The sequence below is a fragment of the Ruegeria sp. CH8 genome, from assembly GCF_056536985.1.
In genome coordinates this window covers 119,387-131,273 of the sequence record NZ_JBQFQR010000008.1, presented here as the reverse complement: position 1 = coordinate 131,273, position 11,887 = coordinate 119,387, and the positions used below count along the sequence as shown (strand labels likewise).

The 11,887-nt window shown below is 53.5% G+C and carries 14 protein-coding genes; 1 reads left to right on the top strand and 13 read right to left on the bottom strand.

From position 1 onward, the window contains the following. Window positions 1-13: 13 nt before the first annotated feature. The 13 genes from ACR0ER_RS11295 to ACR0ER_RS11235 all read right to left on the bottom strand — a co-directional run bounded on the left by ACR0ER_RS11295 (window position 14) and on the right by ACR0ER_RS11235 (window position 9,161). The gene (locus ACR0ER_RS11295; protein WP_170425057.1) at window positions 14-1,195 is read right to left on the bottom strand and encodes a tyrosine-type recombinase/integrase; all 1,182 of its coding nucleotides are present in this window, start codon (window positions 1,193-1,195) and stop codon (window positions 14-16) included. Window positions 1,196-1,623: 428 nt separating this feature from the next. Continuing rightward, entirely contained in the window at window positions 1,624-1,896 is a 273-nt protein-coding gene (locus tag ACR0ER_RS11290; protein ID WP_480769000.1) for a hypothetical protein, read from the bottom strand. A gap of 3 nt (window positions 1,897-1,899) precedes the next feature. After that, window positions 1,900-2,874: a cation efflux transmembrane domain-containing protein gene (locus ACR0ER_RS11285; RefSeq protein WP_480768999.1), complete on the bottom strand. Its 975-nt coding sequence runs from the start codon at window positions 2,872-2,874 to the stop codon at window positions 1,900-1,902. Beyond that, window positions 2,858-3,127: a hypothetical protein gene (locus ACR0ER_RS11280; RefSeq protein ID WP_480768998.1), complete on the bottom strand. Its 270-nt coding sequence runs from the start codon at window positions 3,125-3,127 to the stop codon at window positions 2,858-2,860. Before ACR0ER_RS11280 ends, ACR0ER_RS11285 begins: the two co-directional genes overlap by 17 nt. Before the next feature lie 9 nt (window positions 3,128-3,136). Beyond that, a complete protein-coding gene (locus ACR0ER_RS11275) occupies window positions 3,137-3,802 on the bottom strand; it encodes a HupE/UreJ family protein (protein ID WP_480769095.1) in 666 nt (221 codons plus the stop codon). 123 nt (window positions 3,803-3,925) lie between these two features. Continuing rightward, window positions 3,926-4,243: a hypothetical protein gene (locus tag ACR0ER_RS11270; protein ID WP_480768997.1), complete on the bottom strand. Its 318-nt coding sequence runs from the start codon at window positions 4,241-4,243 to the stop codon at window positions 3,926-3,928. Between the two features lie 65 nt (window positions 4,244-4,308). Then, a complete protein-coding gene (gene dmeF, locus ACR0ER_RS11265) occupies window positions 4,309-5,271 on the bottom strand; it encodes a CDF family Co(II)/Ni(II) efflux transporter DmeF (protein WP_480768996.1) in 963 nt (320 codons plus the stop codon). A 29-nt stretch (window positions 5,272-5,300) separates the two neighbouring features. Continuing rightward, complete coding sequence (locus ACR0ER_RS11260) at window positions 5,301-5,573, bottom strand: metal/formaldehyde-sensitive transcriptional repressor (protein ID WP_480768995.1); 273 nt, start codon at window positions 5,571-5,573, stop codon at window positions 5,301-5,303. 187 nt (window positions 5,574-5,760) lie between these two features. Then, complete coding sequence (locus ACR0ER_RS11255; protein WP_480768994.1) at window positions 5,761-6,192, bottom strand: c-type cytochrome; 432 nt, start codon at window positions 6,190-6,192, stop codon at window positions 5,761-5,763. Beyond that, window positions 6,189-7,499: a multicopper oxidase family protein gene (locus ACR0ER_RS11250; protein WP_480768993.1), complete on the bottom strand. Its 1,311-nt coding sequence runs from the start codon at window positions 7,497-7,499 to the stop codon at window positions 6,189-6,191. Before ACR0ER_RS11250 ends, ACR0ER_RS11255 begins: the two co-directional genes overlap by 4 nt. A gap of 8 nt (window positions 7,500-7,507) precedes the next feature. Beyond that, window positions 7,508-8,374 (bottom strand): copper resistance D family protein, encoded by an 867-nt coding sequence (locus tag ACR0ER_RS11245; protein WP_480768992.1) that lies wholly within the window; start codon window positions 8,372-8,374, stop codon window positions 7,508-7,510. A gap of 2 nt (window positions 8,375-8,376) precedes the next feature. Beyond that, entirely contained in the window at window positions 8,377-8,718 is a 342-nt protein-coding gene (locus ACR0ER_RS11240; RefSeq protein WP_480768991.1) for a copper resistance CopC family protein, read from the bottom strand. Window positions 8,719-8,729: 11 nt separating this feature from the next. Beyond that, window positions 8,730-9,161: a c-type cytochrome gene (locus ACR0ER_RS11235; protein WP_480768990.1), complete on the bottom strand. Its 432-nt coding sequence runs from the start codon at window positions 9,159-9,161 to the stop codon at window positions 8,730-8,732. Window positions 9,162-10,988: 1,827 nt separating this feature from the next. Here ACR0ER_RS11235 and lepB point away from each other — a divergent pair. Then, on the top strand, window positions 10,989-11,720 hold the full coding sequence (lepB, locus tag ACR0ER_RS11230) for a signal peptidase I (RefSeq protein WP_480769094.1): 732 nt from the start codon (window positions 10,989-10,991) through the stop codon (window positions 11,718-11,720). Window positions 11,721-11,887 lie beyond the last annotated feature (167 nt).

Below are 11,887 nucleotides of genomic sequence, written 5' to 3'. Positions count from 1 at the left end.
AACGTATTGCTGACTATCTCCCAGTGTCACCTTCAGCGTCTTCTAGCCAGTCTGCCCACCATTGCATCATCTTCCGTCTTCCATCCAAATACTGCGCTGCGTTGTAAGCTGCTCTTACCTTGTTTTTCTGCACATGCGATAGTTGAGCTTCAATCCAATCTGAGTTCCAATCCGCTTCGTTTAAAACTGTTGAGGCTGTTGTTCGGAAACCATGAGGCACGTGTTCACTGGATGTAAAACCCATTCTTCGTAGCGCCGCATTCATTGTTCCGTCCGACATTGGCCGCATCACATCGTGACTTTGAGGAAAAATCCACTCGCTGTCTCGTGTGTATGGTCGCAACCAGTGCAGAAGTTGGCGTGTCTGTTTTGCCAAAGGAACAATGTGCTTTCGCTTTGTTTTCATTCTTGCGAATGGGATAACCCAAACCTCGCCTTCGATCTCATCCCATTTGGCCAAGCGAAGCTCCCCGGGCCGAACAAACGTGTGAGCCAAAACAAGAAGTGCTGTTTGGATAATCGGACTTCCATCAAAACCTCGAATTGCGCGAAGCAGGCCGCCAATTTGCCTCCTATCCGTCAGTCCAGCATGGTGTTTGGGAGCGGGTGGTAAAATAGCTCCTTTCAATGCGCCAGACGGATCAAACTCGGCTCGGCCAGTAGCAACCGCAAATCTAAAAATCTGCCCCATGAGCGTCCGCAACCTCGTCGCGTTTTCGTAGTGGCCGTTTTCCTCTTCTTTCCGCAGAATAGGGAGGAGATCTAACGGCCTAATGTCCTTTACCGCAGTTTCTCCCAGACCAGGCAGCGTTTTTCGGATCATGATTTCCATTTTTTTGAGCGTCAGTGGAGCAATTCCCTGCTTAACGCGTTTATCTCGGAACTCTTTCGCTACCACACTCCAAGTGTCGTTGATCGGCTCCCAAGCAGATTCCTCTTCTTGTTTGGGGAAGGGATCGAATCCTGCTCTTAATGTCGACTTTGCCTTGGTTGTAAGTGCGCGCGCTTCATCCAATGAAATCTCCGGATACAAACCAAGAACGGCTGACCTTTGGCCCCCTTGAAACCTATACGCGATCTTCCAAGTCTTTGTTCCTGTTGGAGAAATCTCCAAAAAAAGCCCTTTTCCGTCAGACTTGCGAAATCGCTTCGCTTTGGGCAAAAAAGATTCAATGATTTCAGTAGTTAAAGGCATTTGTTGCTCATCCTTTCCGAGGTGCGGATTCTTCGTTTGAGCAACGAATGAGCAACAAAAATGTCCACTCGTCGCAGTTGGTTCGAGTGAGCAACAAATCACGATTCCCAATAAGCCTTTGAATACTTATATTTTTCTAGCTTGGGTAAGTGATGTGGTGCCCGGGGGCGGAATCGAACCACCGACACGAGGATTTTCAATCCGGCGCTAATTCAAGCAAACCAAACGTTTACAAAACCAGGGTGCGTCAAACCCCGACGAAACATCAAAGACTTACCGCGAAAGTGTCAAACCGGCTGAGGCCGAACTGGCAAACGAAAACCCCGGCGCGACGGCATTCGCAACCGGGGCTAAAGACGTTATGGAAGCTGACAGTGCAAAGTGGTGCTAGCAACCCTTAGGGCTACCTACGACCAGATCACTAGAGATCAGATCGCCGATAAACGGGCCACGGTTCGAAATGCTCCGAATTCTGTTTCCGGGCGAGACATACGCCAGCAAAATGTGGTTTTGTAGAACACTGACACCGTCTCGGGAGACGTTGCAACCAGTTCGAACCATGCGAAGCTTCCCGGAACCCTTTCGGTGCGCTCTGCCGATGCGCAGGCTGCGACCAGACTGGCAAGCAGCATGGTGCAGACCAGTACATTGCGATCTCCACTTGCACCTGTCAGCCCTGTCCGATTATCGGATTGTGACATCCTTTAGTCTTTCTTTGTTTCATAATCCTTTGTCGTATCTCCAAACGCAGCACGGCCCTGTTCCGAGACAACAACCAGAATCTCGGCGCGCGCAAATTCTGCTGACAAAGCTGTCTGAAGCGCGTCCGATAGGACATCCACCTCGGCGCCGCCAAGCGGCGGTTTGGGGTCTATAAAAATTGCGACCGAAAACGTCCGGCCAGCCTTGAGCACTGCTACGTCTACGAGTTCGATCTCCTGTACTGACAGTGTGTTTTCGGCGAAATCTCGCACCTTTTTGACGATATCCTTGTTGGCGCTGACCCCTACAAGCTCACCCAGACTCGTCGTGAAGTCCGACCAATAAGTGCCTGATGCAACGAGGCAAAGTCCAACTACTATAATCGAGTCCCCAATCGGTGCGATAAAGGCCAACGGTCCTTCCTGAAGTAAGAACACGATCCCAAATCCAATACCTGCGCACGCAGTTATTGCGCCGTCGAAGGCCGCGGCATGAGCTTCAAGCTTTAGAATGTCGCTGGATTTACCGGTCTTTTTCCAACTGCGATTGTGGTTAAACCAGAGGGCTGCGCAAATCAGGCAGACGACAGCGGTGTAGATTCCGACCACCTCGAATTTGACCGGTGCCGGCGTTGTGCCGCCGATGTAAGACACGATCTTGGTGACCGCATTCATGAAGGCAAATGTCACCAATCCCAACAGAGACAGCGATCGGAAGGTCGTAAATGCCGCCTCATCTGCGGCATAACCGAAGGGCCGTTCTGCATCTGGGACGGCCAAAGCCTGACGTCCGACCCGGATTGCGACTATGGCCGAAAAGAACCCGACGAGCGAGAACAACCCATCTACCAGCAGTGCCTGAGAATTGGACAGGATCGAAGCCAACACACCGGCAAGTCCCATTGTCAGGTTGCCGAACATTCCGACGCGCAGCGCCGAAGTCTCTGTTTTCTGGCTGCTGTTAGGCTTGGATGTCATCAGAACTCGTCCTGAAGGCGATTGTGTTGTCGGTAATCAGCGCGGTTAAATCTTCAGGTGGGTTTGCGGTCTTCCGAGCTGCGTTGCAAGCTTGGGCTTCATTAGCTTGAACCTTCTTCGAATTCGTAGATTTATTCGGCTGTTCTTTGCGCTGCGGCGGCAATTGGTTGAGCAACATGGTAGATTTAGACCGTACATCAAACAATGCGATCATTGGATAGACGCTTATCAACTCAGGCAATCCAGCAAACACAACTACCTCCTAGGCGGTTATAAATATCGACGAATTGCGCTCGATAAACCAGTACATTGCAAGCGTGCCGATTACGTACACGACCCCAACTTGAATAAAATCACCTGCAGGTTTGGAGTTCACGAAGTGGCGAAAAAGCTGGAAGCATGACAGTATTGCAGCAACGAAAACAAGTTGACCGATCTCGACGCCAACATTGAACGCGAGAAGGTTAGGCAGAAGCCCATCTGGTGCGATCTGGTAGTCCAGTATCTTCGTGGCCAAGCCAGTGCCGTGGAAAAGACCGAAGATAAAGGTTGCTGCCTTGGTGTTGGGTTGGAAGCCGAACCACCGTTGATAGGCCCCAAGGTTGTCGAGCGCCTTGTAGACAACGGACAAGCCAATGATGGCATCGACAATGTATGAACTGATGCCCCAGCCAAACCAGACGCCCGCGAGCATCGTGATCGAGTGCCCCACGGCAAAGAGGCTCACGTAGACCGCAACGTCTTTCGACCGATAGAGAAAGAAGACGACGCCGAGAAGGAACAGGATATGGTCGTAGCCCGTCACCATATGTTTGGCACCGAGATACATGAAGGGGATGGTATGCACGCCCCAGATTTCTTGGATGTAGCCAGCATCGCCGGGTGTAACATCATGCGCCATGGCTGCGCTGGTCGATAGCAGCAACATGGATAGGACGAAGAACGCGAGACGCTTGGAATCGCGTCTGACGCCTTCATTGAAGGTTCTCATGGAGTAACTCCGCATTGTATTTTGATTGATCGGTGATGCGCGTGAGCCGCGCGGGGCCGATCAAGCGCGCGGAGGTCGGTCTATTCGGAACTGGCGTGTTGGGCCGTCGGCAGAGGTCAGCTTTCGCCAGGCCTCGCCTGCGTGCAATTCAGGCGCAATGCTGGGAACACTGGCGAGAAACGCCTGGTTGTGATCATGATCCGCCACATCGTGGCTGTGGCCGTGCATCGCCCAAATGAGGTCTTCCTCAACCCCATGCGAATGGCCGTGATCCTCGGCCATTTCCAGATGGTCTTGGATCGTCTCAAAGATCGCCGGTGCGTGCGAGAATGAGGGCATTACGGACCAAAAGACCAACGAGAGACAGAGGGCAGCCAAGCCAATTCTCTGAATATGCTCGCAAGCCTGTTACATCACATCTATCTGCCCGGTGGGTGCAACCTTTATGCGGCCGCCACGATTTCGTTCACTTCTACCGTAGTGTGCGCCACGTGGTCAATTCCACCTAACAAGCTCTTGTATTCGTCTGGTGACCTTGGAGTCGTTGAAGCGACCGAGACGATGACTGAATAATATCCCGGGCCGACCTGCCAGATGTGCAAGTCAGTGATCTTGTCAATGTCGCTTTCAATTGCATTACGCACCTCCGACTCAAGATTTCCGCCGCCTGGTGTACGATCCAGTAGGACGCCGCCCGTGTCACGGATCAACCCCCAGGACCAGCGCGAGATCACAATAGCACCGACAATACCCATTAACGGGTCAGCCCAAAACCACCCGTAGGCACGTCCCAGCAGAAGCGCGACAATCGCGAGAACAGAGGTCAGTGCATCTGCCAAGACGTGCAGATAGGCAGCACGCAGGTTGTTGTCTTGTCCGTGACCATGACCGTGGTGGTGGTCGTGATCGTGATGATGGTGCCCATGTCCGTGATGGTGGTGGTGATGGTGGTCGTCGCGCAGAAGCCATGCACTCACCAAGTTGACAATCAACCCAACCACCGCGACCATGATGGCTTGATTAAAGCTGATTGGTACGGGCTCGACCAATCGCATCACGCTTTCCCAACCAATCAGGAGGGCGATCAGCACCAAAACAACCGCGCTCGCAAAACCAGCCAGATCACCGACCTTACCTGTCCCAAAGCTGAAACTACGGTTGTTGGCGTTCTTCCTTGCATAGCGATAAGCCACGACCGCAATAAGCATCGCCCCGGCGTGCGTGGACATATGCCACCCGTCAGCGATGAGCGCCATCGACCCGAACCAATGCCCTGCTGTGATCTCGATGACCATCATTGAGGCGGTTAGAGCGATGACCAACCAAACCTTGCGCTCGTTGCGTTCTTGGTTTGCGCCAAGAAAGACATGCTCATGGGCGAGCGCTGATACATCTTGATTGCTCATGGCAAGTCCTTTCGGTGTGGCCGCGCTTGCTACTTCAAGTACGATTTCAAAATCTGGATCATTTCTTCCGCTCCCTTTTCGCGAGCAGGGCCATCGGCAGCGTCAACGACATGATTGCGCAGATGTTCTTCGAACACTTCGTTTGTAAGCCCTGTCATTGCTCCGCGAATGGAGGCAATCTGCCTCAACACTTCAGTACAATCTGCGTCTGCTTCCAACGCCCGTTCAACACCTTCTACCTGGCCTTTGATCCGACTAAGACGTGCAAGCAGCTTTGAGTTGTCACGATTGAGGTGGGACATAGCATCCTCCAAATATAATATAGGGGACTATACTATATAAAGATAAGCGGCAAGCCTAAGCAGACAGCGGTTGACGGGATTGAATTTGGTTGTTTGGCGCGTCAAAGATCTATGCAATCAGGAGTTTGTCACGAAAACCCGACGTGAGCGCTATGCCCTACCCGCCACGTTGCGAAGGCTGCCTTCCTTAATCATGCGGTGGATTGCGGCCCGCCTGAATTTCCTGAACGCGCTCAGGCCAAGTGGACCTTATGTAGGCGAGAATGTCCCAAATATCGTCATCGGTGAGGGCATCACCAAATCTAGGCATGCCACTCGCAAAGCCGTTGACGCCGCGTGCGGCCAACGCAGCCTCCCCTCCCAGCTGAGTGTATTCGAAGAGAAGCTGATTGTCGTGGTGCCAGGTATGCCCGCTCTCATCATGAGGCGGCGCAGGCAGAATGCCGTTTTCGTCAGGCGTCTGCCAATCCGGCTGCCCTTCGAGATTGGCGCCATGACAAGACGCGCATTGTTCAGCGTAGAGCGCTTGCCCATTGGTCAGATCGCGGTCGTCCAATTCGTGGCCAGCACTTGCACTCGTTGCGGCGCTATATGCAGCGACGATCAGAAAGCGTTTCATGAGACCTCCACCCATGTCTTCATGCCAGCCGCCTGATGCCCCAGCATGTGGCAGTGCAAAAGCCATTTACCGGGATTGTCGAGCACGCAGACGATTTCGCGGGTCTCACCAGCATTTACCAGCGCCGTATCCCGGAAAGCACCTAAGCTGCCGTTCGCCCCGACTTCAAAGAAATGATGCCCATGCAGATGAATGCCATGCGGGAAACGGGTGTCGTTCACCAGACGGATGCGCGCCGTTTGGCCGCTTTCAAACCTGTGGAGCGGCATATCCGTTAGACCAGATTGTCCGTTGAACGCCCAAATGTCGGTTTGCGTGCTTGCGGGGCGGCTCATCGCCCCACCGTGCATGGTAAGCGTCAGAGTCACGGCATTGCCCAAATCCGGCTGCTTCTGCTCATTTGGTGGCAGTACGGGAATTCCAGATGGTTGCCGCGTGGTGTTCGCCCCCTCAACCGGGATTTCGCCCAGCAGGTAGGGATCATCGCGCGTTGGAAAGACAAAGGCAATCTGATCAGCTGATGTTACGTCAGCAATGATATCTGCGCGTTGAGCCGGTGCGAGAATGAGGTCCGAAACCCATTGCGGGTCCGGCAGTGGCATGCCGTCGAAAGCAACGATTTTGCCGTCGATGCCTTCAAGCTCAATCGGGAATATCCGGTCTGTTGCGACGTTGATCAACCGCAAACGTACGCGATCACCGCGTCTGACGGGTGTATCCGGCTCAACCAGCGCGCGGGCAAAATTGCCCAGCCGCCCTTGATGCGCCTGATCGTGCCTATTTTCGAAACCGTCTGCGAGTTCGCCACTTTCGGTCATGCGCCAATCGTCAATCATGACAATCAGATCGTGATCCACGTCGGGCGGCGTTAGTTCCTCAACAATCAGCGGGCCATATAGACCCTTGGCAACCTGTTCCCACGACCGATTGTGCGAGTGATACCAGAATGTTCCGGCGTCGCGTGCCCGAAAGCTATATTCGAACTCCGCACCAGCCTCGACAACGCCTTGAGTCATTCCCGGCACGCCATCCATCGCATTGTCGATGCGCAGCCCGTGCCAATGCACTGCCGAACCTTCACCAATCTGGTTCAGGAACCGAATATCAAATGTATCGCCTTGGCTGGCGCGAAGCACCGGACCAGGTGTACTGCCGTTAAAGCCAAGCATCGGGGTCGCCGGATCACCTTCGGGCAGGATTTGCGCATTGACTGGCTGTGCCACCAGTTCAAAGGGGACTGATGCAAGAGCGATGCGCGGTGTCAGCGCCGCCGCACATGTTGTGATCAAGAAGTCTCGCCTGTTCATGGATTGCCTCAATTCGGTAGGGTCAGAACGCTGGTGAGCGTCGCGGTTGCTCCAAGCACCAACAGAATGACCGCAATTTCGATTTCGATGGAACGCGCCAGATGGCGCGCGGCTTTGTGATCCCCGGCTTGCATTGCGGGAACGAAACGGAGTTTGTTAAATGCTGCCAATGCCAAGACCACACCTACAAGAGCTAGCTTGATCAACAGGGTTTGCCCGTAACCAGTTGTCGCAAGAGCCCTCAGATCGCCTAGCAGCATCCAAGCCATAAGTAGTCCCGCCAAGACCAAGCTCGGGACTACGATGGAAGCTACTTGTCCGAACCGATACCCCAACGAGGCGGCGTTGCCCAGATTTTCTGGCTGTTGCGATAGGGCGCGCAACGGCCCAAGGATTCCGATCCAGAAAGCGATGCCGAGTAGGTGCAGGAGCAACAGCAAACGGGCACCTGGTTGCTTCAGTTCAGAGACATGACCGATCTGAACAAAAGACCACAGACACAGCAATCCACCTGCGAGCGCTATCCACTGTCCAACTTGGGGAATGGACACTCCGATGACGATCAATACGGCACCGATGATACGATAGACGAGAACGTCACCGACCGAAGTCTGCCACAACAGACCTAGCATTTCTGGATCGACCATACCATCGGCTCCGCCCGTTAGGGCGGCGCCGCGCAGCATGAAGCTCAGGACAGAGGCCAAAAGCGCAAGCCCAGCCAACAGTGCGATCTGTACACCGATCCTATCGAAGAGAGGTGAGACAAGGGCGGCAAAAGCCGCGCGAATGATCAATAGTCCAGTCGCCCCACCAATACCGACATAGAGCATCAGCTTGGACAAGATTGCGCCTATTCCCCAGATATCGAGCATGGTCAGTCCACAGTGAAAGTGAATTCGCCCTGCATGGCGTGTCCGTCCGCACCCAAGCCCCGCCATTCAATGCGATAGGTGCCTTCGCCCATGCTTTGAAGCGGGAGCGCGAATACGCGGCCAAAGTTAGTCTGGTCTCCAATATCCAACGTGACCGTATGAACCTCCTGATGGGTCATGTTAACTTTTGTCAGGCGAATATCATCCGTGAAATTAAAGCTGATCTCAGAGGGTACTTCGTAAACTGTCGCGCCGTTTTCGGGTGTGGTGGTGTCCACGCTCGAATGAGCAAAAGCGCTTGTGGCAAGCGTGGAAATCAATGCAACTATGGTGAGCATTTTCATTAGATGGTTCCTCAGTTTATTCCATTAGCGCGCTGAATTTCGCGGATGTAGTCGATGACCATAGCCACGTCGCCACGGGTCAAGCCTTCAACCGGAGGCATGTCGCCAAACTGCCAGTGGTGGCTTCTGACGCCCATCGCAACAGCGCGTTGAAACGACTCGTCGGCATGATGGCTGGGTTCATAGATTACATGAATCAGCGGCGGCCCTGCGCCTTCAGCTCCGACCGCGTTGCTTCCGTGGCACGCGGCGCACGCGCTTTCGAATACTCGTTGTCCGATGGCCGCATTACCTTCGATAGGCGGCATCTGAATTGCCACCATCGCCTTGCCCTCAGCGGGTGCCGACTGCCCGGTTTCCTCAGTTGGGGCGGGGCGTAGAGTGATGTAGGCAGCGACGGCTACCACGGCGCATGCGCCGATCAGGAGATGTTTTCGGTTCATGTACTGCTCCTAACGTTTGTAACAGAGTGAGGCCGCAAATAATTCGCAGCACACCGGAACGTGTTCACTCTCGGTGAACAGCGTCGGAAATCTGTTTTAAGTGTTAGGTGGCCTGTCAGGGTTACCCGGTTCATTGAGCGTCGAGAGGCTTGTAACCTGCCATGCCAATACCGTGTCAGATTGGTCGGGGTCCGTTGCGGAATTCTGCATCGTGAGTGCAAGAACATTACACACGAACGGATTGCATCCTCCGTTCGTTGCACTTCCTGGATCATGCTGGGAGCCTTCGCTTGGCGTAACTGAAGCATGGTCAACGTGGTGTTCTACTACAGACGTATGCAGGTGGTGTTCGCAATGCCCACCAGTGCAGTTCTCCAGCACCGCATACGCTCGCTCGCCGAAACCTGTCATCAGGCCCAACAAAACAACAAGCAGTGTGGCAGATATGGTTCGAGCAAACTTCACACTGAAAACCTATCCTAGGTCCCTGTCAATGAAAAGCCGACATTGATGCATCATGCAGCATTGGTTGGTTTGGGCTCGAAGCAGTCATCCACCGACTTCTGTCGGGCTTTTGGCCTGCCTCGACGTGATCAACGGCTGTTGTGCGGACTTTGCCGACCTTCGACCGATCATCACGAGCATCCACTGGCTGCGCGTTGCTGCCGCACGCCTTGATTTAGTACCTCGCATGTGCAGCATCACTCGCTTAACTGGAAGCGGACATTGAAGCGACGTACAACGAATGCCCGTGATGGGCCTGGAATGACATTACTCAGCTTTCGATGCACGAGCAGTCAGCGCAGTCACCGTTGAACCTCGGCGAGAAGAGTTGCACAATAGCCTATATCGCCACAGTATTTTGGACAATCGCGTTGAACTCGCTCTGATTAAGTCAGCCCATGAAGAAATCACAAAGGCGCCATCCTCTACTCCCCAGCAAGCGGGAGAAAGGCGCCTATTTCGCTGTTTTTTGTTTTTATGTTTCTATTGTGGTTTGCCTCAAGAGCAGCAGAGGATTCCGTTCTGGGCGTTTGGGGGCTTGCCGGGACATTCATCGTCCTGATTGTCTTGGTGATTGTGACTTTCGTCTTCCGGTTCAAGGTGCGATCCAAACAAGACGCCATGAATCAGTTGCTCGCGTCTACGAGCTTGAGCCCGGAAACGTACTTTTTGTTTCTCCGATCGTTTGCACCGTCTCGGCGTATGAGAACACGCGTCAGGCATTTGTCATGGACGGAACAGGCATTGAGCGGAACATGGTGGACGATAGAGCGCGCCTTGTCTTTAGCCTTGGCGAAAGAGGGTTTGTTAGTCGCCATTGGCGAGACCAAACGAACAGTAGGAGCCGCAAAATTCAGCCAAGATAGCGAAGAGTGGAGATCATTTGTCTTGGAAACGGCACGCGGAGCGCGGGCAATTTTCCTGGTTCCCGGGGACACGCCATCGACGATCTGGGAGACCAAGCAGGTTCTGTCTGATCCCTTGTTGGCAAACAAAACCTTCTTTGTCATGCCACAGGAGTCGAGGGGACTTTTGCTCAGGCTGTTTGGGTTGCGGCCTGGAAAAACCGAGCGTCACTGGCGCAAGGTGTCAAAATGCCTTGAAAATGAGGGTATCGATCTGCTGGAATTTGAGCATGATGGCATGATTTTCCAGTTTGGGGAAAACGAGAAACGTCACCCGTTGCACGATGTTGCGCCATCACATGTCGAACAATTAGTCCATAATAGTGAATCCGAATTTTGGCTGAGGCTAAAATGGTATGATTATCGGTTTTGGCGATGGCTAACGATTTTTCCGCCTGGTAACTTTCTACCATCCGTTGTGATCTTTTGGATTGTGTTGGTGGTTTTTTCAACTTTCCCATACAAGCCGTACTGGATTCCGGCGGGTTCTATGAAGCCAACACTATTGATTGGGGACTACATCGTCGTTTCTGATTTTGCATACGGATATTCGACGCATTCGATCCCGTTAATTTCAGAGCAGGCTGGGATTCGCTTGTTCCAAGCTAATCCCAAACGCGGCGACGTTGTGGTTTTTCGCCACCCGGTCAACGGCCGGGATTTCATCAAGCGCCTGGTAGGCCTTCCGGGTGACTGGATCCAGATGAAGGACGGTGTATTGCACATCAACGACGCGCCGGTCGGGCTTGTCGATGATGGAACCTTTGACGAAACTTACGGCCCGCTGGGCCCGCAGCGAATGCGCCCTCGCTGCGCCAACGACGTGGTCAGGCAAGGCGGTATCTGTCAAAAGGAGCGTCAGATCGAAACACTGCCAAACGGGAGCAGCTACGCGATCCTGAACATCGGCAATCAGGCGTTGGACAACACCGGCGTCTATCACGTTCCCGAGGGCCATTTCTTCTTCATGGGTGACAACTGCGACAACTCGTCGGACAGCCGCATTCCACAAAGCGCAGGCGGTGTCGGTTTCGTGCCTTTCGACAATCTCGCGGGTCGGGCGGACCGGATCATGTTCTCGTCCGCCGGGCGCTCGATGTGGTTCTTCTGGACCTGGAGATCAGACCGGTATTTTAAACGCATACCCTGATAGGGATGTAATATGATCAGGTGGCATCATTGAAGTTCATCGGGAGCCGATAGAGTGCATTAGTGTCCTGTTCAAGGCGGCCTTAGATTGCATTAGTTGCGCAGTGAGCCTTCATGAAGTGGACCTGCTTGTTTTAATCGACGCAGTTATTGAGAAGGCTCTCGACA